Source organism: Enterobacter oligotrophicus, from assembly GCF_009176645.1.
Classification (GTDB): domain Bacteria; phylum Pseudomonadota; class Gammaproteobacteria; order Enterobacterales; family Enterobacteriaceae; genus Enterobacter; species Enterobacter oligotrophicus.
This window is the reverse complement of record NZ_AP019007.1, coordinates 2,407,727-2,433,976: the sequence shown is the minus strand read 5'-3', so window position 1 is coordinate 2,433,976 and position 26,250 is coordinate 2,407,727. Positions and strand designations below refer to the sequence as shown.

At 57.0% G+C, this 26,250-nt stretch carries 29 protein-coding genes; 22 read left to right on the top strand and 7 right to left on the bottom strand.

Annotated elements, in window-relative coordinates; all coding sequences use genetic code 11:
* Positions 1-118 precede the first annotated feature (118 nt).
* Together ibpB and EoCCA6_RS11715 are read left to right on the top strand one after the other, a co-directional pair.
* Positions 119-547, top strand: coding sequence for a small heat shock chaperone IbpB (gene ibpB / locus EoCCA6_RS11720; protein ID WP_152082800.1), 429 nt, complete (start codon positions 119-121; stop codon positions 545-547).
* Between the two features lie 165 nt (positions 548-712).
* A complete protein-coding gene (locus EoCCA6_RS11715) occupies positions 713-2,374 on the top strand; it encodes a putative transporter (RefSeq protein ID WP_152082799.1) in 1,662 nt (553 codons plus the stop codon).
* On the opposite strand, the gene EoCCA6_RS11710 is transcribed toward EoCCA6_RS11715, so the two are convergent.
* A complete protein-coding gene (locus tag EoCCA6_RS11710) occupies positions 2,371-3,234 on the bottom strand; it encodes a helix-turn-helix transcriptional regulator (protein WP_152082798.1) in 864 nt (287 codons plus the stop codon). The two genes, EoCCA6_RS11715 and EoCCA6_RS11710, sit on opposite strands and share 4 nt — an antisense overlap.
* Positions 3,235-3,367: 133 nt before the next feature.
* On the opposite strand from EoCCA6_RS11710, the gene EoCCA6_RS11705 reads away from it, so the two are divergent.
* From EoCCA6_RS11705 to EoCCA6_RS11685, 5 genes are read left to right on the top strand one after another with little or no spacing between them, the layout of a single operon-like run.
* Positions 3,368-5,083: a solute:sodium symporter family transporter gene (locus EoCCA6_RS11705; protein ID WP_152082797.1), complete on the top strand. Its 1,716-nt coding sequence runs from the start codon at positions 3,368-3,370 to the stop codon at positions 5,081-5,083.
* Positions 5,080-6,576: a sulfatase-like hydrolase/transferase gene (locus EoCCA6_RS11700; protein ID WP_152082796.1), complete on the top strand. Its 1,497-nt coding sequence runs from the start codon at positions 5,080-5,082 to the stop codon at positions 6,574-6,576. Before EoCCA6_RS11705 ends, EoCCA6_RS11700 begins: the two co-directional genes overlap by 4 nt.
* A 9-nt stretch (positions 6,577-6,585) precedes the next feature.
* A complete protein-coding gene (locus EoCCA6_RS11695; protein ID WP_152082795.1) occupies positions 6,586-6,933 on the top strand; it encodes a YidH family protein in 348 nt (115 codons plus the stop codon).
* Positions 6,923-7,282 (top strand): DUF202 domain-containing protein, encoded by a 360-nt coding sequence (locus EoCCA6_RS11690; protein ID WP_152082794.1) that lies wholly within the window; start codon positions 6,923-6,925, stop codon positions 7,280-7,282. Before EoCCA6_RS11695 ends, EoCCA6_RS11690 begins: the two co-directional genes overlap by 11 nt.
* Positions 7,282-8,385 carry an anaerobic sulfatase maturase gene (locus EoCCA6_RS11685; protein ID WP_167515541.1) on the top strand — a complete coding sequence of 368 codons (1,104 nt, stop codon included), beginning with the start codon at positions 7,282-7,284 and terminating at the stop codon, positions 8,383-8,385. Before EoCCA6_RS11690 ends, EoCCA6_RS11685 begins: the two co-directional genes overlap by 1 nt.
* A 10-nt stretch (positions 8,386-8,395) precedes the next feature.
* Here EoCCA6_RS11685 and dsdA read toward each other — a convergent pair whose 3' ends face one another.
* Complete coding sequence (gene dsdA / locus EoCCA6_RS11680) at positions 8,396-9,688, bottom strand: D-serine ammonia-lyase (protein ID WP_152084445.1); 1,293 nt, start codon at positions 9,686-9,688, stop codon at positions 8,396-8,398.
* Positions 9,689-9,785: 97 nt separating this feature from the next.
* Between dsdA and EoCCA6_RS11675 the strand changes: the two genes are divergently transcribed.
* A complete protein-coding gene (locus EoCCA6_RS11675; protein ID WP_152082793.1) occupies positions 9,786-10,874 on the top strand; it encodes a cellulase family glycosylhydrolase in 1,089 nt (362 codons plus the stop codon).
* On the opposite strand, the gene emrD is transcribed toward EoCCA6_RS11675, so the two are convergent.
* From emrD to tisB, 4 genes are all read right to left on the bottom strand, one after another.
* Positions 10,777-11,961 carry a multidrug efflux MFS transporter EmrD gene (gene emrD / locus EoCCA6_RS11670; protein WP_152082792.1) on the bottom strand — a complete coding sequence of 395 codons (1,185 nt, stop codon included), beginning with the start codon at positions 11,959-11,961 and terminating at the stop codon, positions 10,777-10,779. The genes EoCCA6_RS11675 and emrD overlap by 98 nt on opposite strands.
* 175 nt (positions 11,962-12,136) lie before the next feature.
* Positions 12,137-12,970: an EamA family transporter gene (locus EoCCA6_RS11665; protein ID WP_152082791.1), complete on the bottom strand. Its 834-nt coding sequence runs from the start codon at positions 12,968-12,970 to the stop codon at positions 12,137-12,139.
* A gap of 62 nt (positions 12,971-13,032) precedes the next feature.
* The gene (locus tag EoCCA6_RS11660; protein WP_152082790.1) at positions 13,033-13,479 is read right to left on the bottom strand and encodes a GNAT family N-acetyltransferase; all 447 of its coding nucleotides are present in this window, start codon (positions 13,477-13,479) and stop codon (positions 13,033-13,035) included.
* Between the two features lie 64 nt (positions 13,480-13,543).
* Positions 13,544-13,633, bottom strand: a complete 90-nt coding sequence (gene tisB, locus EoCCA6_RS11655) for a type I toxin-antitoxin system toxin TisB (protein WP_071599731.1) — start codon at positions 13,631-13,633, stop codon at positions 13,544-13,546.
* A gap of 488 nt (positions 13,634-14,121) precedes the next feature.
* Here tisB and EoCCA6_RS11650 point away from each other — a divergent pair, with 488 nt between their 5' ends.
* The 9 genes from EoCCA6_RS11650 to uhpT all read left to right on the top strand — a co-directional run bounded on the left by EoCCA6_RS11650 (position 14,122) and on the right by uhpT (position 22,202).
* On the top strand, positions 14,122-14,436 hold the full coding sequence (locus EoCCA6_RS11650; RefSeq protein ID WP_152082789.1) for a type II toxin-antitoxin system HigB family toxin: 315 nt from the start codon (positions 14,122-14,124) through the stop codon (positions 14,434-14,436).
* Complete coding sequence (locus EoCCA6_RS11645; RefSeq protein ID WP_152082788.1) at positions 14,433-14,852, top strand: helix-turn-helix domain-containing protein; 420 nt, start codon at positions 14,433-14,435, stop codon at positions 14,850-14,852. The genes EoCCA6_RS11650 and EoCCA6_RS11645 overlap by 4 nt, the downstream gene beginning before the upstream one ends.
* Positions 14,853-14,999: 147 nt before the next feature.
* The gene (ivbL, locus tag EoCCA6_RS11640; RefSeq protein ID WP_023331688.1) at positions 15,000-15,098 is read left to right on the top strand and encodes an ilvB operon leader peptide IvbL; all 99 of its coding nucleotides are present in this window, start codon (positions 15,000-15,002) and stop codon (positions 15,096-15,098) included.
* Positions 15,099-15,200: 102 nt separating this feature from the next.
* The gene (gene ilvB / locus EoCCA6_RS11635) at positions 15,201-16,889 is read left to right on the top strand and encodes an acetolactate synthase large subunit (RefSeq protein ID WP_152082787.1); all 1,689 of its coding nucleotides are present in this window, start codon (positions 15,201-15,203) and stop codon (positions 16,887-16,889) included.
* Positions 16,890-16,892: 3 nt separating this feature from the next.
* Entirely contained in the window at positions 16,893-17,180 is a 288-nt protein-coding gene (ilvN, locus tag EoCCA6_RS11630) for an acetolactate synthase small subunit (protein ID WP_010426528.1), read from the top strand.
* An 82-nt stretch (positions 17,181-17,262) separates the two neighbouring features.
* The gene (gene uhpA / locus EoCCA6_RS11625; protein WP_152082786.1) at positions 17,263-17,856 is read left to right on the top strand and encodes a response regulator transcription factor UhpA; all 594 of its coding nucleotides are present in this window, start codon (positions 17,263-17,265) and stop codon (positions 17,854-17,856) included.
* Positions 17,853-19,358, top strand: a complete 1,506-nt coding sequence (gene uhpB / locus EoCCA6_RS11620; protein ID WP_152082785.1) for a signal transduction histidine-protein kinase/phosphatase UhpB — start codon at positions 17,853-17,855, stop codon at positions 19,356-19,358. Before uhpA ends, uhpB begins: the two co-directional genes overlap by 4 nt.
* A complete protein-coding gene (uhpC, locus tag EoCCA6_RS11615; protein ID WP_152082784.1) occupies positions 19,351-20,670 on the top strand; it encodes an MFS transporter in 1,320 nt (439 codons plus the stop codon). Before uhpB ends, uhpC begins: the two co-directional genes overlap by 8 nt.
* A 140-nt stretch (positions 20,671-20,810) precedes the next feature.
* On the top strand, positions 20,811-22,202 hold the full coding sequence (gene uhpT, locus EoCCA6_RS11610) for a hexose-6-phosphate:phosphate antiporter (protein WP_152082783.1): 1,392 nt from the start codon (positions 20,811-20,813) through the stop codon (positions 22,200-22,202).
* 42 nt (positions 22,203-22,244) lie between these two features.
* Here uhpT and EoCCA6_RS11605 read toward each other — a convergent pair whose 3' ends face one another.
* Complete coding sequence (locus EoCCA6_RS11605) at positions 22,245-23,150, bottom strand: LysR family transcriptional regulator (protein ID WP_152082782.1); 906 nt, start codon at positions 23,148-23,150, stop codon at positions 22,245-22,247.
* A gap of 99 nt (positions 23,151-23,249) precedes the next feature.
* On the opposite strand from EoCCA6_RS11605, the gene EoCCA6_RS11600 reads away from it, so the two are divergent.
* The 5 genes from EoCCA6_RS11600 to EoCCA6_RS11580 all read left to right on the top strand — a co-directional run bounded on the left by EoCCA6_RS11600 (position 23,250) and on the right by EoCCA6_RS11580 (position 26,249).
* A complete protein-coding gene (locus tag EoCCA6_RS11600) occupies positions 23,250-23,702 on the top strand; it encodes a DUF1198 domain-containing protein (RefSeq protein ID WP_152082781.1) in 453 nt (150 codons plus the stop codon).
* A 98-nt stretch (positions 23,703-23,800) separates the two neighbouring features.
* Complete coding sequence (locus EoCCA6_RS11595) at positions 23,801-24,319, top strand: SRPBCC domain-containing protein (protein ID WP_152082780.1); 519 nt, start codon at positions 23,801-23,803, stop codon at positions 24,317-24,319.
* A gap of 169 nt (positions 24,320-24,488) precedes the next feature.
* A complete protein-coding gene (gene nepI / locus EoCCA6_RS11590) occupies positions 24,489-25,679 on the top strand; it encodes a purine ribonucleoside efflux pump NepI (protein WP_152082779.1) in 1,191 nt (396 codons plus the stop codon).
* 56 nt (positions 25,680-25,735) lie between these two features.
* Positions 25,736-26,008: a type II toxin-antitoxin system Phd/YefM family antitoxin gene (locus EoCCA6_RS11585; RefSeq protein ID WP_041911702.1), complete on the top strand. Its 273-nt coding sequence runs from the start codon at positions 25,736-25,738 to the stop codon at positions 26,006-26,008.
* Entirely contained in the window at positions 25,983-26,249 is a 267-nt protein-coding gene (locus EoCCA6_RS11580; protein WP_152082778.1) for a Txe/YoeB family addiction module toxin, read from the top strand. Before EoCCA6_RS11585 ends, EoCCA6_RS11580 begins: the two co-directional genes overlap by 26 nt.
* Position 26,250: the final 1 nt, after the last annotated feature.

The window sequence follows — 26,250 nt, the reverse complement described above, 5'->3', positions numbered from 1 at the left end:
CGGCCCACTCAGAAATGCTTGCCGTAACGGGAGCATATGCGAATCCATACGGATTTGCAGGAACAACTGCGCACAAAATTAAACTGTGCCGAACTCGCTTCTCAGAAGGAGATTTAGTATGCGTAACTACGATTTATCCCCCTTGCTGCGTCAGTGGATTGGTTTTGACAAACTGGCTAACGCCCTGCAAAGCACCACCGAGCAACAGTCATTTCCGCCGTACAACATCGAAAAAAGCGACGATAACCACTATCGCATCACGCTGGCGCTGGCCGGTTTCCGCCAGGAAGACCTCGATATTCAGCTTGAAGGCACGCGTTTGACCGTAAAAGGGACGCCGGAAAAACAAGAGACCGAAACCCAATGGCTGCATCAGGGGCTGGTGACTCAGCCGTTTAGCCTGAGCTTTACCCTGGCCGACCATATGGAAGTGTCCGGCGCGACGTTCACCAACGGGCTGCTGCACATCGACCTGACCCGCAACGTGCCGGAAGCCATCGCGCCGCAGCGTATTGCCATTAGCGAGCGGCCAGCGTTAAACAGTTAATCATGTGCGGGCTGGTGCCCTCACCCCGGCCCTCTCCCACAGGGAGAGGGTGAAAAGATAAAGCCCTGCACCAGCAGGGCTTTTTTGTGCGCCATCGCCCATACAAACGCCACCCGCTCTGAGAGAATCCTTAGCATAACTAAGGTTATGCACAGGAAGTGGATCATGAGTGATATCGCGTTAACCGTCAGCGTGATGGCCCTGGTCGCGGTGGTGGGGCTGTGGATCGGTAATATCAAAATCCGTGGCGTCGGATTTGGTATTGGTGGGGTGTTGTTTGGCGGCATTTTTGTCGGGCACTTTGCTGACCAGCTTGGGCTGGTGCTCAGCGCCGACATGCTCCATTTCATCCAGGAGTTCGGCCTGATCCTCTTCGTCTACACCATCGGTATTCAGGTGGGGCCGGGCTTTTTTGCCTCGCTGCGTGTCTCCGGATTGCGGCTGAACCTCTTTGCGCTCGGGATTGTGGTGATGGGCGGGCTGGTCACCGCTATTCTGCACAAACTCTTCGCTATCCCGCTTCCTGTGGTGCTGGGGATTTTCTCCGGTGCCGTCACCAACACGCCGGCGCTCGGGGCGGGCCAGCAAATTCTTCGCGATCTGGGTATTTCTCCGGATATCGTCGACCAGATGGGCATGAGCTACGCCATGGCTTATCCGTTTGGTATTTGCGGCATTCTGCTTTCGATGTGGCTGGTGCGCGTGCTGTTTCGGGTCAACGTCGAGCAAGAGGCGAAAGATCATGAAACCACGCTCACCAACGGCCATGCGCTGATTAAAACCATTAATATCCGCGTCGAAAATCCCAACCTGAACAATATGGCGATTCAGGACGTGCCGATCCTGAACAGCGCCAATATTATCTGTTCGCGCCTTAAACGCGACGAAATGCTGATGGTGCCCGCGCCCGGCACCGTTATTCAGCACGGCGACCTGCTGCACCTGGTTGGGCAACCGGCGGATTTAAACAACGCGCGGTTGGTGATTGGACAGGAAGTGGACACCTCGCTCTCCACCCGTGGAACCGATATGCGTGTCGAGCGCGTCGTCGTCACTAATGAGAAGGTTTTGGGTAAGAAAATACGCGATCTGCAGGTCAAAGAGCGTTATGACGTGGTGATCTCCCGACTCAACCGTGCGGGCGTGGAACTGGTTGCCAGTCAGGAAGCCAGCCTGCAGTTTGGCGATATCCTTAACCTGGTCGGGCGTCCGTCATCAATCGATGCCGTGGCGGATATGGTGGGCAACGCTCAGCAAAAACTGCAGCAGGTGCAGATGTTGCCGGTGTTTATCGGTATCGGGCTCGGCGTGCTGCTCGGCTCTGTTCCGCTGTACGTACCGGGCTTCCCGGTGGCGCTTAAGCTGGGGCTGGCGGGTGGGCCGCTGATAATGGCGCTGATCCTCGGGCGCATCGGGTGTATTGGCAAGCTCTACTGGTTTATGCCGCCGAGCGCCAACCTGGCGTTGCGCGAACTGGGGATTGTGCTGTTCCTGGCGGTGGTCGGCCTGAAATCTGGCGGTGATTTTGTCGACACCCTGCTTCAGGGGGAAGGGATGAGCTGGGTAGGGTATGGCATTTTCATCACCGCAATCCCGCTGCTGACGATGGGAATACTGGCGCGGATGCTTGCTAAAATGAACTATCTGACGCTCTGCGGCATGCTGGCTGGCTCCATGACGGACCCGCCAGCGCTCGCTTTTGCCAATAACCTCCATGCCACCAGTGGTGCGGCTGCGCTGTCATACGCCACGGTGTACCCGCTGGTGATGTTCCTGCGCATCATCACGCCACAGCTGCTGGCCGTCTTGTTCTGGGGCATGAGCTAGTCTTTTGTCTTGCGAACGGCTGAAGGGGCATAACCGAACTTATTCTTGAACGCTTTACTGAAGTGAAACGAATCAAAAAAGTTCAGGATATCCGCCACCTTATTGACGGAATTCCCTTCCTGGCGCAGCAGCGACTGCGCCAGCTCCAGCCGTGCATCAAGATAATATTCCTTCGGGGTTTTCCCGGTGTAGCGCAGAAATAACCGTCGTAACCAGGGTTCGCTGCACTGCATACGTTTTGCCATCTCTGCCACGCTCCAGCGTTTTTGCACGCTGGCATGCAGCTCAGCCAGCAAATTTTCAAGGCGAAGCAGCTCACGATCTTTTCGGCCATTTTCCGAAATAAGGCAAATCCACTGATAAATAATTTTCGTGAGAAACGCGACCGCAAGGTTATTTTTCACCGGAGAACGCAGGGCGATTAATTCCGCCACTTCGCAGAGTTCTTTATTAAACTGATCGCCGTTATAAATTATGCCGGTTTGTAATATGGGGATTTCCATAATGCTGGTAGGGATAAATTCCATCCAGTATTGTTCCCAGAGTAAGCCGTCACAATGGTAAGAGGTTATATCGGTAGGTTTTAAGAATATAACGTTATTTCCATTCAGCGTAATTTCAGAATTATCTTTGAGCTGAATTTTACCGCAACCCTGCACCGTATAAACCGCCACCCAGGAGTTGGCGATAAGCGGTTTTTTCTTATCCTGAGGCCATATAACGCGGTAACTCTCATCGGCCAGGGTATGCCACAGGGAGATCAGCGAAATCCCGCTGGAGATCACACTTTCATCAAGAACTAACGGAATATTGTACGTTGTTTCGTTTTTTACATGCGAATTTTGTATTTTTCCATTCATTTTATTTTCCCGTCAGCAAATTATGCCTGCAACCTGAAGCGGAATTTATCAGAAAGTTTCCGTGAAGGGGAAATGAGTCTTGTATTTTAAGATATCGAATAGCCTGGACATAATCATAAATAAGGGCAACAAGATGAATATTCAACAAATTGTGAGCTTCATTGCCTTTACGCTGCTGGTCGCTGTCATCACCTGGTGGAAGTTGCGTAAAGCGGATACCGGTTCGCAGCAGGGCTACTTTCTGGCAGGGCGGTCGCTGAAAGCGCCGGTCATTGCCGCGTCGCTAATGCTTACTAACCTCTCTACTGAACAACTGGTGGGCTTAACCGGCCAGGCATACCGCAGCGGAATGTCAGTGATGGCGTGGGAGGTGATCTCCGCTATCCCGCTCATTTTTCTGGCGCTGATCTTTCTGCCGCGTTACCTGCAGCGCGGTATCGCCACCATTCCTGATTTTATTGAAGAGCGTTACGACAAAACCACCCGCATTATCGTGGACTGCTGTTTTCTGATCGCCACCGGCATCTGTTTTCTGCCCATCGTGCTCTACTCTGGTGCGCTGGCGTTTAACAGTATGTTCCACGTGACGGAAACCTTTGGTATTTCACAGCATACAGCCATTTGGGCGATGGCCGTGGTACTCGGTGTTTCCGGCATTCTGTATGCCGTGGTGGGCGGGATGCGCGCCATCGCCATTGCGGATGTCATTAACGGTATCGGGCTGGTGATTGGCGGGCTGATGGTACCGCTGTTTGGCCTGATGGCAATGGGCGACGGTAGCGTGATGCGCGGCATTGACAGGCTCACCCGCGATCACAGCGAGATGCTCAACTCCATTGGCGGCAGCCACGATCCGGTGCCCATCGGTGCCGCGCTGACCGGGCTGATTCTGGTTAACACCTTTTACTGGTGTACTAACCAGGGCATCGTCCAGCGTACCCTGGCCTCGAAAAGCCTGGCCGAAGGGCAGAAAGGGGCGCTGCTGACGGCGGTCTTAAAGATGCTCGATCCGCTGATTCTGGTGCTGCCCGGCGTGATTGCTTTCCACCTTTTCCAGGATCTGCCGAAAGCGGATATGGCCTACCCGGCGCTGGTCAACAAAGTCATGCCGTTACCGCTGGTCGGCTTTTTCAGCGCCGTGCTGTTTGGTGCCATTATCAGCGCGTTTTGCGGGTTCCTGAACAGCGCCTGTACTCTTTTTAGCCTGGGCATTTACCGGCGCATCATCAATGAAAATGCCTCGTCGGAACAGCTGGTGCGCGTGGGGCGTCGCTTTGGCCTGATTGTCGCGGTTGTCTCTGTCCTGGTTGCACCGTGGATTGCCTTCGCGCCGCAGGGACTTTACTCGTGGATGAAACAGCTCAACGGTATTTATAACGTGCCGCTGGTAACCATCGTCATCATGGGGTTCTTCTTCCCGCGCATTCCTGCCGTGGCCGCCAAAACGGCGCTGTTCTTCGGCATCGTCAGCTATATCGTCATTAACTACCTGGTGAAGTTCGACTTCCACTTCCTCTACGTGCTGGCCTGTACTTTCTGCATCAACGTGGTGCTGATGCTGGTCATTGGTTACTTCTTCCCGCGGGAGACGCCGTTCAGGTTCCAGGATGCCTTTGCGGTAGACATGAAACCGTGGAAAAACGTCAAAATCGCCTCCGTTGGCGTCCTGTTCGCGATGACTGGCGTCTATTCCGGGCTGGCGCAGTTTGGCGGTTATGCCAGCCGCTGGCTCACCATTTTCAGTTATCTGGTGGTCGCGGTGGTGGTCATTTACCTGATCATTGATGCCATCCGCCAGCGCCGTAACCCTTCGCTTATCTATGCTTCCGACGTTAAGGAAAAGCCATGAAACGCCCGAATTTTCTGTTCATCATGACCGATACCCAGGCCACCAATATGGTGGGTTGTTATAGTGGTAAGCCGCTGAATACTAATAATATCGACCAGCTTGCCGATGAAGGCATTCGCTTTAATGCGGCCTATACCTGCTCACCGGTCTGCACGCCTGCGCGGGCAGGGCTGTTCACCGGAATTTACGCTAATCAGTCCGGGCCGTGGACCAACAACGTTGCGCCTGGGAAGAATATCTCCACCATGGGACGCTACTTTAAGGATGCCGGTTACCAGACCTGCTACATCGGCAAATGGCACCTCGATGGCCATGACTATTTCGGTACAGGCGTCTGCCCGCCGGAGTGGAACGAAGAATACTGGTTTGACGGGGCCAATTACCTGGCGGAGCTTACCGAAGAGCAGATCAATCTGTGGCGTAACGGCCTCAACAGCGTTGAGGAGCTGCAGGCGAACAATATTGATGAAACCTTCACCTGGGCGTACCGCATCAGCAATCGCGCCGTCGATTTTCTACAGCGCACACAGCCAGAGGACGAACCGTTTTTAATGGTGGTCTCCTATGACGAGCCACACCATCCGTTCACCTGCCCTGTCGAATATCTCGAGAAATATCAGGATTTTTACTACGATTTAGGCGAAAAGGCGCAGGATACGCTGGCGGATAAACCGGTTCATCACCGCCTGTGGTCGCAGGCCATGCCGTCGCCAGTGGCGGAGGGGAGCCGCTATTACCATCACCCGCTCTATTTCGCCTGCAACGACTTTGTAGACGACCAGATTGGCCGCGTGATTAACGCCCTCACGCCCGAACAGCGTGACAATACCTGGGTAATTTACACCTCCGATCACGGCGAGATGATGGGTGCGCACCGGCTGATCAGCAAAGGGGCGGCAATGTACGACGACATTACCCGCATTCCGCTGATCATGCGTCCGCCGCAGGGCGCGCCGAAGCAGGTCGATACGCCAGTCAGCCATATTGACCTGCTGCCAACGATGATGGCGCTGGCGGGGATACACCAGCCCGCTATTCTGCCTGGTGAAAATATCCTGGCGGCTGATGCGCAGCGTGGCGTGATGGTGGAATTTAACCGTTACGAGATAGAACATGACAGCTTTGGCGGCTTTATTCCGGTACGCTGCTGGGTAACGGATGCGTTTAAGCTGGTGCTGAATTTATTTACCACTGATGAACTGTACGACCGCCATAACGACCCGGACGAGATGCATAACCTGATCGACTCGCCGCGCTATGCTGGGCACCGCAACCAGATGCACGATGCGCTGCTGGATTATATGGATAAAATCCGCGATCCGTTCCGCACGTACCAGTGGGCATGTCGCCCGTGGCGTCCTGACGCTGCACCGCGCTGGATGGGCGCTTTCCGCCCGCGCCCGGAGGATGGCTACTCGCCCGTTGTGCGCGATTACGACACCGGGCTGCCGACACAGGGGGTAAAGGTGGAAGAGAAAAAGCAGAAGTTTTAAGGAGAACCCATGAAAATTTCCCACGTCGGCGAAGCGCCGGATTACCGTTTCTCGCTGGCGAATGAACGCACCTTCCTGGCGTGGGTCCGTACCGCGCTGGGTTTTCTGGCCGCAGGCGTTGGTCTTGACCAGCTCGCGCCGGATTTCGCCACGCCGTTGATCCGCGAAGTTCTGGCGCTGCTGCTGTGTCTGTTTGCGGGCGTGCTGGCGATTTATGGCTATCTGCGCTGGCTGCGTAACGAGAAAGCGATGCGTCTGAAAGAGGATCTGCCGTATACCCGCGGGCTGCTGGTGATCAGCACAATCCTGCTGGTGGTTGCCGTGGTGGTGATGGGGCTGGTGCTCTATGCCGGATAGCCGCAAAGCCCGCCGCCAGGCCGATCCCGGCCTGCAGCCGGAGCGAACTTCTCTGGCATGGCTGCGCACTTTACTGGGTTATGCCGCACTTATCGCGCTCGCCATTAAACATAACTGGCATCGCGCCGGGCTGCCGTTCTGGGTTTCACTGGTCGTGCTGGCGCTGGTGGCTATTATTTTGTGGCGCTACACCCGTAGCCGGAACCTGATGGACGTCGACCACGGTGATTTTGCCCAACCCAACGCCGTGCGTGACAAATTTTTGATCGCTCTCGCGGTTCTTTCTCTTGCATTACTGTTTGCTGTAACGCACTTACATCAAATCATCGTATTTCTTAAGGACGTGTAATGACAGGATGTCATGTGATGGTCAAACCGGCCAGCTCCCGCTGTAACCTGAACTGCCGATACTGTTTCTATCTCGATAAACCCGAACAGCCGCACATGGACGACGCCACGCTGGAGGCCCTCATTCGCCAGCAGATCGCTGCGCAGCCGGGCGACGACGTTCAGTTTGCCTGGCAGGGGGGCGAGCCGACGCTGTGCGGCGTTGATTTTTTCCGTCGTGTGGTGGCGCTGCAGCAACGCTACGGACAAGGCAAGCGTATCCATAATGCTTTCCAGACCAACGGCATATTACTGAATGACGAATGGTGTCGCTTTTTCCGTGAAAACGGCTGGCTGGTGGGCATTTCGCTGGATGGCCCGGCCAAACTGCACGACGCGTACCGCGTTAACCGGCGAGGCAATCCCACCCATCACAAGGTTATCGCGGCCATTGAACGGCTGCGCGCACACCAGGTCTCCTTCAATTTGCTGACGGTGGTCAATCAACAAAACAGCCAGCAGCCGGAGCAGGTATACCGCTACCTTCGCGACCTCGGCACGCCCTTTTTACAGTTTATCCCCCTGGCAGAGCGCGAGAATCCTGAATCGGTCACTGACAGACAGTGGGGGACATTCCTGAAGACGGTTTTCGATATCTGGGTGCGGGAGGATATTGGCCGTGTTTTTGTGCAGCTCTTTGACTCAACGCTGGGCGTCTGGAGCGGTTATCCTTCGCAGATGTGTTCGCTGGCCGAGCGCTGCGGGCATGCCTTTGCGCTGGAGGCGAACGGCGATCTTTACCAGTGCGACCACTACGTCTACCCGGACTATCGCCTGGGAAATATTCACCACACGCCGCTGCGAGCACTTAACTCAAGCGGCGCTGCGCGTGGGTTTGGTGAGCATAAACAGGCTTCGCTGACGGAAGAGTGCAGGCAATGTCCGGTGCGTCGCCTGTGCAACGGCGACTGCCCCAAACATCGCGTTAACGGCAAAAGTATGCTCTGCGAAGGCTATCGGGATTTCTTCTGTTACAGCGCGCCACATATGCGGGTCATGCGAGATCTTATCCGGCTCCGCCGTTCCCCAGTTGAGCTGATGAGGATGCTGGACGCCAGCGCGTAACCGCCGGAAATTAACACCTGCCTTTCGCCAGATACCTTGCCATCTCCGCTTCCGGCACCATGCCGCCGCCGGTTGCCCAGACCAGATGGGTCGTGTTCTCCGGGGTGCCCGTCACACGCAACGGCCCGGCCATACCCGCCAGTGCCGACGGCTCCAGGCGAATCCCTTCCTCCTGCGCCAGCCAGCCGAGCATGTCATACATGCTTTGGTCGGAAAGTGTGTAGAAGCCGTCCAGCAGGCGCTCCATCGCGCGGCCCACGAAGCCGGACGCACGTCCTACCGCCAGCCCATCGGCTGCCGTTACGTTATCAATACCCAAATCCTGTACTGCAATCTCATCGTGCAGGCCGGTATAAACGCCCAGCAGCATGCAAGGGGAGTGGGTTGGTTCGGCGAAGAAGCAGTGAACGTGATCGCCAAACGCCAGTTTCAGACCAAACGCCACACCGCCAGGGCCACCGCCTACGCCGCACGGCAGATAGACATACAGAGGGTGATCCGCATCAACCACGCGGCCCTGTTGGGCAAATTGCGCCTTGAGGCGTCCGCCTGCCACCGCATAGCCCAGAAACAGGGTGCGGGAGTTTTCATCGTCAATAAAGAAACAGTTCGGATCGCTTTCGGCCGCTTTACGTCCTTGCTCCACCGCCACGCCGTAATCCTGCTCATATTCAACGACAATCACGCCGTGGCTGCGCAGTTTAGCTTTCTTCCATTCACGAGCGTCGGCAGACATATGCACCGTCACCTTAAAGCCGAGGCGCGCGCTCATTATACCAATGGACATGCCGAGGTTGCCCGTCGAGCCCACGGCAATGCTGTACTGGCTGAAGAAATCTTTGAAGCGTGGTTCCAGCAGGACGCTGTAATCGTCATTGACGTTGAGCAGCCCGGCGTTGAGCGCCAGTTTTTCTGCGTGGGTCAGCACTTCATAGATGCCGCCGCGCGCTTTGATCGAGCCGGAGACGGGCAGATGGCTGTCTTTTTTCAGCAGCAATGTGCCAGGGATTGTGGTGCTACATTCTTGCTCCAGCCGTTTTTGCATCGCCGGGATAGCAACCAGCTCAGATTCGATAATACCGTGGGTGGCTGCCGTTTCGGGGAACGCTTTCGCCAGATACGGCGCGAAGCGGTTCAGGCGTGCGTGGGCGTCGTCCACATCGGACTGGGTCAGCCCGACATACGGCAATCCTTCGGCAAGCGAAGTGGTGCGCGGGTTAAACCAGGTGATTTCTTTCAGGGCGATCAGCTCCTCAATCAGAGGAAACTGCGCGACAAGGGCGTGGGTGTGATCGGTTTTCATCATTCATCTCAGAATTTAGTTTATTCAGACTCTACACCAAATGTGAAAAAGCGTGCTAAATACAGGTTATTGCTTTTGATTTCTTGCAAGGTACTCCGTGTTTAAGCCCTTCATTGTCACCGCGTTATTGATTGCTTCCGGCTGGACCGTTGCCGCTGAGCCGCCGTTGACCGCCGCGCATTACGCGCAGCAGCTTGGCGTGGGCCTTGATGTCGACTGGGCGCGCACCGAGCGCGGTATCCGCGAGTTTGACCCGCTGGTGGTCCGCGATTTCCGCGCGAAAGGCATTACCCACGTGCGTATTCGGGTGGCAGCAGAACCGACCGAAGCGCGGCTGATTCATCTGCGTAAGCTGGTAGAAGCCTGCGAGCACTACGGCGTGATCCCCATCATCGCTTATCAGGCTGATGAATATAAAAATGCCCCGAAGGCCGATACAGAAAAAGAGGTGATCAACTGGTGGATTGCCGTGGCGCACTATTTTGGTCAACAATCGCCGCTGCTCGGTTTCGACCTGATCTACGAGCCCGCTGATAAGCTCAACCATAACGTGGCTTCCCTTAACCGGGTGTATGAGAAAACGATTAAGGTCATTCATGACATTGATGCGAACCGCATGATCTTCATTGCCCCCCGGCTGCGTGCCGCGCCGGAAGATCTATCCAGCCTGAAATTGCCCGCACACAGCCAAAACTATGTGCTGGCGGAGTGGCATATTTTCCCGTGGGGGCCGCTGAAAAGTAACGGTAAATACCCGTGGACGTCGGGCACAGCGGCGGAGAAAGCGGCAATCCGAAACCGCATCAATACGGCACTTCACTGGCAGCAAAAAACCGGACATACCAGTTGGGTTGGGGGCTGGGGCGTGGGTGAGTCCAGCCGACTGACGCCAACCGCGTCGCAAATGGCATTCGCCACGTTTATGGCCTGCGAGCTGCAAAAGGCGAAAATCCCGTATGCGATTAATGCCGATATCCAGTTTTACGACGGGGAAGAGGGGGCCTGGCGGTCTGCGCCGGAGCCGCTTTTGCAGGCAATGATCGCGCCTGATTGTGAAAAGCCCGGCGCTAAGCCGGGCCATCATGCGGTTAAACAGGCTGTTCGTGATGCGGAACACGCGACGCCAGCGGCAGCCAGCACAGTAAAATCAGCAACCCCATCAGGGTCATCAGTAAACCCAGACTAGCCTGCCCGGTTTGCGGCATCATGGCGGAAAGCCAGGCCAGCACGCCGGAACCGATATTCTGCAAACCGCCGACCAGCGCCCCCGCCGTGCCAGCGAGGAACGGGAACGGCTCCATTGCGCCGCTGGTGGCGAGCGGGAACAGCATCCCCGCGCCGAAGAAGAACAGTGCCGCCGGGATCAGCAGCGTCCAGACGGTCATCACGCCGAACAGACCCGGAAGCCACATCATTACACCCGCCAGCAGACAACTTATTACAGACTGCCACATCAGCGTGGTGAAACGCTTGTTCGGACGTCCGGCAAACCATGCGCCGAAGAACGCCGCCGGGATCGGCAAAATAAACAGAATGCTCACCACCATGCTGCTCAGCCCAAGCCCTGCGCCTAACAGCACACCGGAACAGGCTTCGAACACGGCAATGCCCGCCAGACCGCCAATCAGCATCAGCAGATAGCAGGTAAACGCGCCATTGCCGAACAACGTTTTGTAGCTGGCGATGAGTCTGGTGCGCGGCGCATCCTGTGGACGCGTTTCCGGCATCCAGCGCGCCATGCTGAACGTCACAATCATGCACAACACCAGCAGGAAGGCGTAGCAGGCGCGCCAGGACCACAGTGTATCCAGCAGACCACCAATCAGCGGAGCGAGAAGCGGGCTGACCAGAATGCCCATATTAAGCAAACTGTTAGCATGGCGAAGCTGAGTGCCCTGATACATATCGCGCGGTAACGTGCGTGCCATCACCCCGCCGACACCCGTTCCGACGCCCTGTAGCGCGCTGGCGGCAATCAGGACGGTGAGGCTGTGGGTGGTGATAGCAATCACCGTCGCCACCATGAAAATACTCATGCCCACTAAAATGACCGGGCGACGCCCGACGCGATCGGAAAGCGGGCCGTAGAACAGCTGCGAGACGCCGTAGGTCAACAGATAGGCCGCCATCACGCTTTGCACCGCGCCTTCGCGGACGTTAAGTTCCTTTGCCATGTCGGCAATCGCCGGAATGTAGATGGTTTGCGCCATCTGACCGACGGCCACCAGTAACACCAGCATCAACAATAAGTTAACGTTCCTTTGTTTTTTCATGTCGCTGAATACTTTTGCCAAAAGAGAGAAATAAAGAATAAGTGACTACGCATTCCCATAAATGCGCGAGGAATCTACCACAGTAAGATGACAATTTAAGCATTACTGTGATGAATGAATGAGAGCGATAAGGCAGGATTTGTAAACAAGAACGGCAACTAATGTTGCCAGTAATTTATGCGAGGCGCAGCAGAATAGCTCCGCCTGCAATACCCAGTGCTGCCGCGACGCGCAGGCCCGCAACCTTTTCTTTTAAAAGCACAAACGCAATCAGCGCCCCGAAAAGAATCGAGGTTTCACGCAGCGCCGCGACCACCGCCAGCGGTGCCTGCGTCATCGCCCAGAGCGCCAGACCATAAGAGCCCATGGTGCCAACCCCGCCGAGCAGCCCCTTTTTCCAGTGCAGACGCAGGTAGCTGGACGCTTCGCGCCGACGCGCCACCATCGCCCAGCTCAGCAGGCAGAAGCCGTTCATAAAGAAGGTCCACAGCGTATAGCCCAGCGCGGTGTCCGATACCCGCACGCCGGTGCCGTCCACCAGGGTATACCCGGCAATAAAACAGGCGTTCAGCAGCGCCAGCCAGATCCCTTTGCGTGACTGCATGCGCCCGTTCATCGCCAACGCCAGTATCGACAGGCAGATCACTCCGATGCCGGACCAGGCAAGCCAGGAAAGGTGATCCCCGAGCGCCAGTACGCTGATCAGCGCCACCAGCAGCGGCGCGGTGCCACGCATCAGCGGATAGGTCTGGCTCATATCGGAGACCTGATAGGTTTTCGCGACCAGCACGGTGTACACCACCTGTAAGGCACAGGAGACGATCAAAAACGGCCAGCTTGCGGCAGAGGGCTGTGGAGAGAAGGGGAGCAGCACCAGGGCAATCAGCGTGGCGGAGCCGCTGACGCTGATCGCGGAATAGAGCTTATCCGTTCCGGCTTTAACGATGGCGTTCCAGCTGGCATGCAGCAGTGCGGCGAACAGCAAAATGCAGAAAACGGTGATGGTCATGGCGTATCGGGTGGTGAATTGTCACTCAACTGTAACATTCACATCCTGATGCTGCCAGCCGGTTACACCGCGCAAAAAAGACGGTGCGTTACCCGCGGTTCGTCCGAGACCAGCGTGAAACCCGCCCGGTGATAAAACCCGTAAGCGGCATCCGGCGCATGGGTATTCAGGAAATCAAACCAGATGCTGGCATCGGCCATCACCACGGTTAACAGCTGCTTGCCAATGCCCAGCCCGCGGCACTTCTCGCTCACGTAGAGATGACGGATGCGCCCGGCGCGTGGCTGCTGGCTGAACGGATCGCGGTTGAGGCCGCATACGCCCACCAGTTTGCCGTTGAGAAACGCACCCAGCAGCTTTTCACCCGGTGCGTTAAAGCGGTTTTCACCGCGCTGCCAGTTCTCTTCCAGCCTGCGCAGCATGTTGAAATTCAATGCGATACTTTCCGCCTTCAGGGCGATATAGCCCGGTTCATCTGGCGTAACAGGCTCAATTAACAGACGCGACATAGCATTCCCTCGTTATTAAAGAGGGGCGGTTGCCCGCCCCTCTCAGGTGCGACTTGAACCTGAATCACCGAAGGTATTTCAGGACAGCATCAAGCAGTTGCAGTACAGCAACAATGAGTTTGAGGATAAGAACCACCATATCCACTACGCTCATACGCGTCTCCTTCTGGTCAAAAGGAGCACGATGCTGGCGTACCTTTCCGCCGCCTGTTGCCAGCACCTGGATTGACGTAACACAGTGTGCTCACTTCAGGGGGTTAAGGCACTGACGGCACCACCCGTTTCAGCCAGGACGTCGTTGCGCCGGTAGAACTGCGGCCCCCTCGCTCACTGCGAACACCTTCAGTATAGATAAATACTGTATGCATGAACAGTATTTTATGGACAAATTTTAGAAGGCGATCCATACTCAAAAACGTCAAAATCCGTGCCGGAATTGCGCGTTCGTCTGCGATCGCGTATACTTTTTGCGTTGACGTAACACAGTGTGTTCTGCGGCGACCAACCGCAAAACCCTGATAAAAACCTCGCTTAGGCGGGGTTTTTTGTTTTCTGGCTTAGCGAAAATGATGTCTCCCGTTGACTTATTGGCAACAACTGTTATCGTTGCCATAATGGCAACGGACGCGGCAGGCATGCAGTATGCATTTAATCTCTATGAAGGCAATTTTGGATGCGGTAACCCAGTTTCCGCAGCACAAGGAAGAACTTCTTTTTTTAGGACGTATTATCGAAAAAAGCCATTGCCCAACGCCTGCTGCGCTAAGAAAAATCTTTCCGACGCTAGATAACTTCAAATATCTCGATAAGCATTATGTTATTGATGTTGCAAACAACAATCTCAGAGTAGTGGCTCTCATCTTCTTTGAAAGCCAAAAGTTTTATGTGCGCCATGTTTTTACTCATAAGGAATATGACCGTTTTACGGAGAAACATCGCACTAAGGGGAAGAAATGATGATCGTCGCTGATGCAATGAAAGCAACGCATGCCCTGGTTGCCGCTGTTCCTTTACTGGGTGAACATCCGAACGAGAAAGATTACCAGGACGCACTCGAACTGGTGGAATATTTGCTCATAAACGAGCCTGGTAGCCCGTTACTGGATCTGGTGTGCGCCAGAATTAGCCGTTACGAAGCGAACCGACCTGAAATGGTCGCATTACGCCAGGAGATGGAATCTGTTCCAGTAGGGATTGCGGTTTTAAGAACCCTTATGGATCAATACAAACTGACTCTCTCCGATTTTCAGGATGAAATCGGCAGTAAATCAATGGTTTCAAGGGTGCTTAATGGGCAGCGACAGCTCACGTTGAGCCACATTAAAAAACTGGCGGCCCGCTTTGGTATATCGCCTGCGCTTTTTATTGAGTGAGTTAAAACCGACTTTTTGAGTGTCAGCATTCAACAAACGAAACGTGATCCCTGACGCATTTTTGCGCAGATGAAAATATTTCCATTGTCACGCTGAAAAACCTGTGGTTGTATAAATTCTATCAATGATTCCAAACACAGGTTCCTAATGACTCCATCTCTGTTCACTTCGACTCTACTAAAAACTGCGCAACCAGCCGCAGTGGTCGTCGTGCGTGTGGTGGTGGTCGTCGGCAATGCGCCGTAGGGACTGGATCAACACACGAATCCAAAACCCCGCCGGCGCAAACCGGGCGGGGTTTTTCGTTTAAACGCCTCCCGGAAAGTCGGCTCATAAAAGGACTGGAGCATGGCAATTTCGGGCACAACATCCACGAAGACGCGTTTTACGGGCGCGCAGTTAATCGTTCACTTACTGGAACGACAGGGTATTACCACGGTTGCGGGCATCCCTGGCGGGACAGTGCTGCCGCTGTATGATGCGTTAAGCCAAAGCACGCAGATCCGCCACGTACTGGCGCGCCATGAGCAGGGCGCAGGTTTTATCGCTCAGGGCATGGCGCGTACTCAGGGCAAACCGGCGGTCTGCATGGCCTGTAGCGGCCCTGGCGCAACCAACCTGGTGACCGCCATCGCCGACGCACGGCTCGACTCCATTCCGCTGATCTGCATCACCGGCCAGGTGCCGTCCTCAATGATAGGTACTGATGCGTTTCAGGAAGTGGACACCTACGGCATCTCTATCCCCATCACCAAACATAACTATTTAGTTCGCAATATCGCCGAGCTTCCACAGGTTATCAGCGATGCATTTCGCATTGCGCAGTCTGGCCGCCCAGGCCCGGTGTGGATAGACATTCCTAAGGATGTCCAGACCGCAGAAATTGAGATCGACGTGCTGCCGGAGCCGGGCGAGCGTGCCCCCGCGCCGGCATTCAGCGCTGAGAGCGTGCGCGATGCGGCGGCGATGATTAACGCCGCCAAACGTCCGGTGCTCTATCTGGGCGGCGGGGCGATTAACGCCGCGGATGAAATCCGCCAGTTCGCTGAAAAAGCTAACCTGCCCACCACCATGACACTGATGGCGCTCGGCATGCTGCCTAAAGCGCACCCGCTCTCTCTCGGCATGCTGGGCATGCACGGCGCGCGCAGCACCAACTACATCCTGCAAGAGGCTGATTTGCTGATTGTCATGGGCGCACGTTTTGATGACCGGGCGATTGGTAAAACCGAGCAGTTCTGTCCGAACGCCAAAATCATTCATGTGGATATCGACCGTGCCGAGCTGGGTAAAATCAAGCAGCCGCACGTGGCGATTCAGGGCGATGTGGCTGAGGTACTGGCGCAGCTGATCCCGCAAACGGACGTGACCGGTCGCGAAGAGTGGCGTCAACTGGTGGCCGATCTGCAAAATGAATTTCCGGGCGCGATCCCAACCGAGGGAGACCCGCTGAGCCACTACGGACTGATTAACGCCGTGGCCGCCTGCGTCGACGACAGCGCCATCATCACTACCGACGTTGGTCAGCATCAGATGTGGACCGCGCAGGCTTATCCATTGAACCGCCCGCGCCAGTGGCTGACCTCCGGCGGCCTGGGCACCATGGGTTTTGGCCTGCCCGCCGCAGTCGGCGCTGCACTGGCCAATCCCGATCGCAAGGTTATCTGTTTCTCCGGCGACGGCAGCCTGATGATGAACATTCAGGAAATGGCGACGGCGGCCGAAAATCAGTTAGACGTCAAAATCATTCTGATGAATAACGAAGCGCTGGGGCTGGTTCACCAGCAGCAGAGCCTGTTCTACAAGCAGGGCGTGTTTGCGGCGACCTATCCGGGGATGATCAACTTTATGCAGATTGCCGCCGGATTTGGCCTGCACACCTGCGATCTGAATGCCGAAGAAGATGCCCACGCAGCGCTGCAGGCGGCGATCGATCGTCCTGGTCCGGCGCTGATCCACGTGCGTATCGACCCTGAACAAAAAGTGTATCCGATGGTCCCGCCGGGCGCGGCCAATACTGAGATGGTGGGAGAATAAGCCATGCAAAAACAACATGATAACGTCATTCTGGAACTCACCGTCCGCAACCACCCAGGCGTCATGACCCACGTCTGCGGGCTGTTTGCCCGCCGCGCGTTTAACGTGGAGGGCATTCTCTGTCTGCCGATTCAGGGCAGCGAGCACAGCCGCATCTGGCTGCTGGTCAACGATGACCAGCGTCTGGAGCAGATGATGGCGCAAATCGACAAGCTGGAGGACGTCACCAAAGTGGCGCGCAACCAGTCCGATCCCACCATGTTTAACAAAATTGCGGTGTTCTTCGAATAAATCGCTTAAGGTAAGCGTCTTTCGCTCTTGTAGGCCGGATAAGCGCAGCGCCATCCGGCGTTTTCAGACCGCAGGAACACCCATGACCACCATCGCCCTTATCGACGACCATCTAATCGTTCGCTCCGGATTTGCCCAGCTTCTGAACCTTGAGCCTGATTTTCAGGTGGTGGCAGAGTTTGGCTCCGGCCGCGAGGCGCTGGCTGGCCTGCCGGGGCGTGGCGTGCAGGTCTGCATTTGCGACATCTCAATGCCGGATCTCTCCGGGCTGGAACTGCTGAGCCAGCTGCCGAAAGGGTTAGCGACGATTATGCTCTCAGTCCACGACAGCCCGGCGCTGGTGGAGCAGGCGCTCAACGCGGGCGCGCGTGGGTTCCTCTCAAAACGCTGCAGCCCGGACGAACTGATTGCCGCCGTGCGCACCGTCTCGACCGGTGGCTGCTACCTGACGCCGGATATCGCCATCAAGCTGGCGACAGGGCGGCAGGACCCGCTCACCAGACGCGAACGACAGGTTGCGGAAAAACTCGCTCAGGGGATGTCGGTAAAAGAGATTGCCGCTGAACTGGCGCTGTCGCCAAAAACCGTCCACGTTCACCGCGCTAATCTGATGGAAAAACTCAACGTCAGCAACGACGTTGAGCTGGCGCGTCGTATGTTCGATAGCTGGCAATGAACGCCGTCTTTTCACGGCTGATCGCCGTTGTTGCCAGCTTTTTTATCTTTTCCGCCGCCTGGTTCTGCCTGTGGAGTATCAGCCTGCATCTGGTGGATCGCCCGGAGCTGGCAGTGCTGTTGTTCCCCTTTGGTTTGCGTCTGGGGCTGATGCTGCAATGCCCGCGTGCGTACTGGCCTGTGCTGCTGGGGGCGGAGTGGTTGATGCTGGCCTGGCTTGCGCAGGAGGTGGCACTGGCGCATTTGCCATTATTGATGACCGGAAGCGTACTCACGCTTCTTCCGGTTGCCCTTATCTCACGCTACCGCCACCAGCGAGACTGGCGCACGCTGCTGCGTCAGGGGGCGGTATTGATTGCCGCCGCGCTGCTGCAGTCCCTGCCGTGGACAGGCGAAAAGGAGATGCTCAACGCCCTGCTGCTGACGCTCACCGGTGGCCTGACCCTCGCGCCGACCTGTCTCGTTATCTGGCACTACCTCACCAGCACCGTCTGGCAGCCGCTCGGCCCTGCGCTGGTTTCTCAGCCGGTGAACTGGCGCGCCCGGCATCTTATCTGGTATCTGCTGCTGTTTGTGGTCAGTCTGTGGCTGCAGCTTGGCCTGCCTGCTGAACTCTCGCGCTTCACGCCGTTTTGCCTGGCGTTGCCGATCATTGCTCTCGCCTGGCATTACGGCTGGCAGGGCGCGCTGATCGCCACGCTGATGAACGCCATCGCGCTGATTGCCAGCCAGACCTGGCACGACCACCCGGTCGATCTGCTGCTTTCCCTGCTGGCCCAGAGCCTGACCGGGCTGCTGCTGGGGGCGGGTATCCAGCGTCTGCGTGAACTGAATCAGTCTCTGCAAACCGAGCTGGCGCGCAATCGTCGTCTGGCGGAACGCCTGCTGGAGACGGAAGAGAGCGTGCGGCAGGAGGTTGCCCGCGAGCTGCATGACGACATCGGCCAGACCATCACCGCCATCCGCACCCAGGCGGGCATTGTTCAACGTCTGGCGGCGGAAAACGCGGGCGTGAAGCAGGGCGGGGCGCATATCGAACAACTCTCGCTGGGCGTGTATGACTCCGTTCGCCGTCTGTTAGGGCGGTTGCGTCCGCGCCAGCTTGATGACCTGTCACTTGAACAGGCGGTCCGTTCCCTGATGCGCGAGATGGAGCTGGAGAGCCGCGGGATTGTCAGCCATCTCGACTGGCGCATTGATGAACGTCCGCTGAGTGAAGGCCAGCGCGTCACGCTGTTCCGCGTCTGCCAGGAAGGGCTGAACAACATTGTGAAGCACGCCAGCGCCAGCGCGGTCACGCTGCAGGGCTGGCAGCAGGAGGAGAGCCTCAAGCTGGTGATTGAAGACGACGGCTGTGGCCTGCCGCCGGGTTCCGGCCAGCAGGGCTTTGGCCTGGCGGGCATGCGCGAGCGCGTGAAGGCGCTGGGCGGCACGCTGACGATCTCCTGCACCCACGGCACGCGCGTTAGCGTGAGTTTACCGCTGAGGAGTCACCATGTTTAAAACGCCTGTCAGTGCCGCGCCTGTAAGCGATAAAGCGGAAATCGACGCCCGCTACCGCTACTGGCGTCGCCATATCCTTTTCACTCTCTGGCTCGGCTACGCGCTGTTTTACTTCACGCGCAAAAGTTTCAACGCCGCCGCGCCGGAAATCCTCGCCAGCGGCGTGATGACCCGCACCGATATCGGCCTGCTGGCGACGCTGTTTTACATCACCTATGGTCTGTCGAAGTTCTTCTCTGGCATTGTCAGCGACCATTCTAACGCCCGCTATTTCATGGGCGTCGGGCTGATTGCCACCGGCGTGGTGAACATCCTGTTTGGCTTCTCCACTTCGCTGTGGGCCTTTGCGCTGCTGTGGGCGCTGAATGCCTTTTTCCAGGGCTGGGGCGCGCCGGTGTGCGCCCGCCTGCTTACCGCATGGTATTCGCGCAACGAGCGCGGCGGCTGGTGGGCGATATGGAACACAGCGCATAACGTCGGCGGGGCGCTGATCCCGATCGTGGTAGGCGCGGCGGCACTGCACTACGGCTGGCGTGCGGGGATGATGATCGCGGGCGGCCTGGCGATTATCGCCGGGCTGTTCCTCTGCTGGCGTTTGCGCGATCGCCCGCAAACCGTTGGCCTGCCTGCGGTGGGCGACTGGCGGCACGACGAGCTGGAAGTGGCGCAACAGCAGGAGGGCGCTGGGCTGACTCGCAAAGAGATCCTCACCAGATACGTGCTGCTGAACCCGTATATCTGGCTTCTCTCGCTCTGCTACGTGCTGGTCTACGTGGTGCGCGCGGCGATCAACGACTGGGGCAATCTGTACATGTCCGAGACGCTCGGCGTGGACCTGGTGACAGCCAACTCGGCGGTCACGATGTTTGAGCTGGGCGGATTTATCGGCGCGCTGGTGGCGGGCTGGGGCTCGGATAAGCTGTTCAATGGCAACCGTGGGCCGATGAACCTGATCTTCGCCGCCGGGATTTTGCTCTCCGTCGGCTCGCTGTGGCTGATGCCGTTTGCCAGCTATGTGATGCAGGCGGCGTGCTTCTTCACCATCGGCTTCTTCGTGTTTGGCCCGCAGATGCTGATCGGCATGGCGGCGGCGGAATGTTCGCACAAAGAGGCGGCAGGCGCGGCGACGGGTTTTGTCGGGCTGTTTGCCTATCTCGGCGCATCGCTCTCCGGCTGGCCGCTGGCGCGGGTGATCGACATCTGGCACTGGAGCGGGTTCTTCGCGGTGATCGCCATTGCAGCGGGAATTTCCGCGCTGCTGCTGTTGCCGTTTTTACATGCCCAGGCCCCACGCGAAGCCAGTGTGATGTGATGCGCCTCACCTTTTCGCCCCGAATGGCGCAAAACTAAGAAATTTTCCCGGTTTTACCTGGACGCTGTCTCAGGCATCTCTCCTGGCTGATTTTTACAATGCCTGCCATTCGCAGGTAAAAATCAGCTCAGGAGCAAACCATGCTGGCCTTCTTAAATCAGGTGCGCAAACCGACCCTGGATCTGCCGCTCGATGTGCGGCGCAAAATGTGGTTCAAACCGTTCATGCAGTCCTATCTGGTGGTCTTTATCGGCTACCTGACCATGTACCTGATCCGCAAAAACTTTAACATCGCGCAGAACGACATGATCTCCACCTATGGGCTGAGCATGACGCAACTGGGGATGATCGGCCTGGGCTTCTCCATCACCTACGGGGTGGGGAAAACCGTTGTGTCCTACTACGCGGACGGTAAAAACACCAAGCAGTTCCTGCCGTTTATGCTGATCCTCTCTGCCATCTGTATGCTCGGCTTCAGCGCCAGCATGGGTGCAGGCTCCGTCAGCCTGTTCCTGATGATCGCCTTCTACGCCCTGAGCGGTTTCTTCCAGAGCACCGGCGGGTCGTGCAGCTACTCCACCATCACCAAATGGACGCCGCGCCGCAAGCGTGGTTCCTACCTCGGCATGTGGAACATCTCCCACAACCTCGGCGGTGCGGGGGCGGCTGGCGTGGCGCTGTTTGGTGCTAACTACCTGTTCGACGGCCACGTGATCGGCATGTTTATCTTCCCGTCGATTATCGCCCTGATTGTCGGCTTTATCGGCCTGCGCTACGGCAGCGACTCCCCGGAATCTTACGGCCTCGGCAAAGCCGAAGAGCTATTTGGCGAGGAGATCAGCGAAGAGGACAAAGAGACCGAAGAAAACGAGATGTCCAAATGGCAGATCTTTGTTGAGTACGTGCTGAAAAACAAAGTGATCTGGCTGCTCTGCTTCTCGAACATCTTCCTCTACGTGGTGCGCATCGGCATTGACCAATGGTCTACCGTGTATGCCTTCCAGGAGCTGAAACTCTCTAAAGAGGTCGCGATTCAGGGCTTTACCCTGTTTGAAGTGGGGGCGCTGGTCGGCACGCTGCTATGGGGCTGGCTCTCCGACCTCGCAAACGGTCGTCGCGCGCTGGTAGCCTGCGTCGCGCTGGCGCTGATCATCGCCACGCTCGGCGTTTATCAGCACGCCAGCAACCAGTACGTTTACCTGGCTTCACTGTTCGCGCTCGGTTTCCTGGTGTTTGGTCCGCAGCTTTTAATCGGCGTGGCGGCAGTGGGCTTTGTCCCGAAAAAAGCGATCGGCGCGGCCGATGGGATTAAAGGCACCTTTGCTTACCTGATCGGCGACAGCTTCGCCAAGCTCGGTCTGGGTATGATCGCCGACGGCACGCCAGTTTTCGGCCTCACCGGCTGGGCGGGCACCTTCGCCGCGCTGGATGCAGCAGCGATTGGCTGTATCGTGCTGATGGCGATGGTTGCGGTGCTGGAAGAACGTAAGATCCGCCGTGAAAATCGCGTGCAGAAATTGAAAGCAGCCTGAGTGTGCAGGTGACTTCTTTGCCCGGTGTGATGCCGGGCTTTTTTATGCCTGCCGCTGACTGGTCTCCAGCAGCAACCCGCGCAGCCATACCTGCGCGGGGTTTCGATGGGCTCTACCGTGCCAGGCCATGCTTTTGGTGAATCCCTGCACCGAAACCGGCGTATCACACACATATATTCCCACCCGGTTTTCCGCCATCCGCCCTGGCACCACGGCAATCATATCGCTGACCGCCAGCACTTCCGGCAGTACCAGAAAGCTACTCACCGATAATCCCACGTGCCGCTCGCGGCCCACACTCGCCAGCGCGTCATCAGTGACACCGTGAAAACTTTCACCCTCATAAGAGACCAGCACGTGCTCCAGCGCGCAGAATCGGTCTAACGTCAGCGGCTTTCCCGCATCAGGGTGATCGACACGCATCATGCACACGTACCGTTCATCATAAAGTGCGCGGCTGTGGAGTTCGTCCGGCGTCGTGTGGGGGGTCAGCAGGGCGAGGTCGATTTTCCCCTGTTCGAGTTGGGCGACGAGACGATCGGGTTCAACCGGCACGACTCGCACACGAATAGCGGGAGCCTGTACCTTCAGCGCGGCGATAAACGGCACAATCACCGCGCGCAGGGCGTAATCGGTGGCGGCAAGGGTAAACGTCAGGTTTGCGGTGCCCGGCTCAAAAGTGACGGGCTGCAACAGCACGTCGATATCCGCCAGGATGCGCTTCACCGGTGCAGCCAGCGCTTCCGCGCGCAGGGTTGGCACGATGCCGTGCGGGGCGCGGATAAACAGCGGGTCGTCGAAGGCGTCCCGCAGGCGGTTGAGCATGCCGCTCACCGCGGGCTGGGTCAGTGCGAGACGCGCCGCCGCGCGGGTCACGCTGCGCTCGTCCAGCAGGGCGTCCAGCGCTTTCAGCAGGTTAAGATCCAGCGTGCGCAAATCCACTTTCATGGCGTTTTTCCACCTTTTTTCAGATCACTATTATGGCCTTGCCCGCTGTTGACGACATGCGTTTCCCGCTATGATGAGCGGCTGATTTAAGGAGAACGCATGGTCTGGATAATGCTGGCAACGCTTGCCGTGGTATTTGTGGTCGGATTTCGGGTCCTGACCTCGGATTCCCGCCGCGCCATCAAACGTTTAAGCGAGCGTCTGGGGATCACCCCGGTGCCGATAGAATCGATGATCGACCAGTTCGGTAAATCGTCCGGCAATGAGTTTATCCGCTACCTTGAGCGCCCCGATGAGGCTCACCTGCAAAACGCCGCTCAGGTATTGCTGATCTGGCAGGTCTGCATCGTAGATGGCAGTGAAGAGAACCTGCATACCTGGCACCGCCTGCTGCGTAAAGCTCGCCTGGCCGCGCCGATCACCGATGCGCAAATCCGCCTCGCGCTTGGTTTTATGCGCGAAATGGAGCCAGACCCGCAAGAGCTTAACGCCTTCCAGCTACGCTATAACAAGCTCTTCCTGCCGGAAGAGGGCGTATTCTATCTGCACTGATATCACCAGACGTGATGAAGAGTATAAAGCATCGTCATTAGATTTATATCACTCTGGCGCGCATCCTCACCTCATCAACCAATACGATGAGGTGAACCATGAAACAATCCGCCATTATCTGGCCGAACGATTACCTGCCAGGCACCACCGATAACTTTGCGTCTAACGAAATCATTGTCGCCGGTCTGACGGCAAAAGAGATCTGGGCGCAGCTTAACGACGCCACTCTGTGGCCCAGCTACTACAGCAACGCCGACGATATTCGTTTCCACGACGGCAGCGGCCCGGAACTGAGTGCGAACGCGCGCTTTCGCTTCATCACCTTTGGTTTTCCGGTTGAGGCGCAGGTGACGGAGTATGTTCCTCCCGTGGGCGGTGAAGCCGCACGCATTGCCTGGCACGGCTGGGTCGAAGGCGATGCGAATTCGCGTCTGGATGTGATCCACGCCTGGCTGTTTGAAGACTTACCGGGCAACCGCGTGCGCATTCTGACCCAGGAGTCGCAGAAAGGCGTGCCGGCGCAGGAATTAGCGCGCACCGTGCCGAACCCGATGATTAACGGGCATCAGGAGTGGATCGTGGGATTAGCAAATGCTGCCGCTAAGGCTCGCGGGTAATTTTGCCCGGTGGCGCTTCGCTTACCGGGCCTACAAGCCCCGTAGGCCGGTGCAAGCGCAGCGCCGCCCGGCAAGAAAAGCAGCAAAAGTTGTCAAATCGTTAAATCCGTCACACTTTTGATGATAAACTGCGCGACTTTTCCGCACGTTTTTATCTTCAGGTGATGCCATGACAGAACATATCCAGCCCACGACCAGACCGCAGACCACCGAGGTTTCACGCCCCAACTGGTCGGCGGTTTTCTCCGTGGCATTCTGCGTTGCCTGCCTGATTACCGTTGAGTTTTTGCCGGTCAGCCTGCTGACGCCGATGGCGCAGGATCTGGGTATTTCTGAAGGCGTGGCGGGGCAGTCCGTCACCGTGACCGCGTTTGTGGCGATGTTCGCCAGCCTGTTTATCACTCAGGTAATCGGCACCATCGACCGTCGTAAAGTGGTCATTCTTTTCAGCGTCCTGCTGACACTCTCTTGTCTGCTGGTCTCCTTCGCCAATAATTTCTTGCTGCTGTTGCTCGGACGGGCCTGCCTGGGGCTGGGACTAGGCGGCTTCTGGGCGATGTCCGCCTCACTCACTATGCGCCTGGTGCCAGCACGCACGGTGCCAAAAGCGTTGTCCGTTATCTTCGGTGCGGTCTCTATCGCGCTGGTGATTGCCGCGCCGCTGGGCAGCTTCCTCGGCGGGATCATTGGCTGGCGTAACGTTTTCAACGCGGCGGCGGTGATGGGGTTACTTTGCATTGTGTGGGTGTGGAAAGCGCTGCCGTCCCTGCCGGGTGAGGCGGCGCACCATAAACAGAACATGTTTGCGCTGTTGAAGCGCCCCGGTGTGCTGGCGGGGATGACCGCCATTTTTATGGCCTTCGCCGGGCAGTTTGCCTTTTTCACTTACATCCGCCCGGTGTTTATGACCATGGCGGGGTTTGACGTGGATGGCCTGACGCTGGTGCTGCTGAGCTTTGGTATTGCCAGCTTTGTCGGCACCTCGCTGTCGTCCCAGTTCCTGAAACGCTCCCTGAAGGTGGCGCTGGCGGGGGCACCGCTGATACTGGCGATCAGCGCCGCGGTGCTGATGCTGTGGGGCAGCGACAAATGGGTTGCGTCGGCGATTGCGATTATCTGGGGCTTTGCCTTTGCGCTGGTACCGGTGGGCTGGTCGACCTGGATCACCCGCTCGCTTGCCGATCAGGCGGAAAAAGCCGGGTCGATTCAGGTGGCGGTGATCCAGCTGGCAAACACCTGCGGCGCGGCGGTGGGCGGCGTGGCGCTCGACCATCTGGGGCTGACGTCACCGCTGGTGATTTCCGGCACGCTGATGCTGCTGACGGCGCTGCTGGTGGCGGGGGAGGTTAAGGCACGTTGATTGATAAATAGTCACTTCATCGATATACTTGTACCGTAACTTGTACAGGAGGAAGTATGCAGGTTGTGACGTTTACCGAAGCACGAAGCCGACTCAAAGATGTGTTGGACGACGTGAATGACAACGTGGAGACGACCATCATCAGCCGCCGCAACGGCGGTGATGCGGTGGTGATGTCTCTGCAGCACTACAACTCGATGATGGAAACCATCCATCTGATGAGTTCGCCTGCTAACGCCAGCCGACTGATGGAGTCAATCGCACAGGCAAATACCGGAAAAACCACGCAGAGGGATCTGATAGATGACCAGGCTACTGATTTGGACTGATAACGGCTGGGATGATTACCTGTGGTGGCAGGAGCAGGACAAGAAAACGCTTCGCAGAATCAATAAATTGATTGAAGATGCGAAGCGCCAACCCTTCGATGACCTGGGTAAGCCGGAACCGCTCAAAGGTAATCTTTCCGGATACTGGTCCCGCCGGATCAACGATACCGATCGTCTGGTCTACGGGGTGTCGGATAGCGCTCTGACTATTTTGATGTGCCGCTATCACTATTATTTGTAGA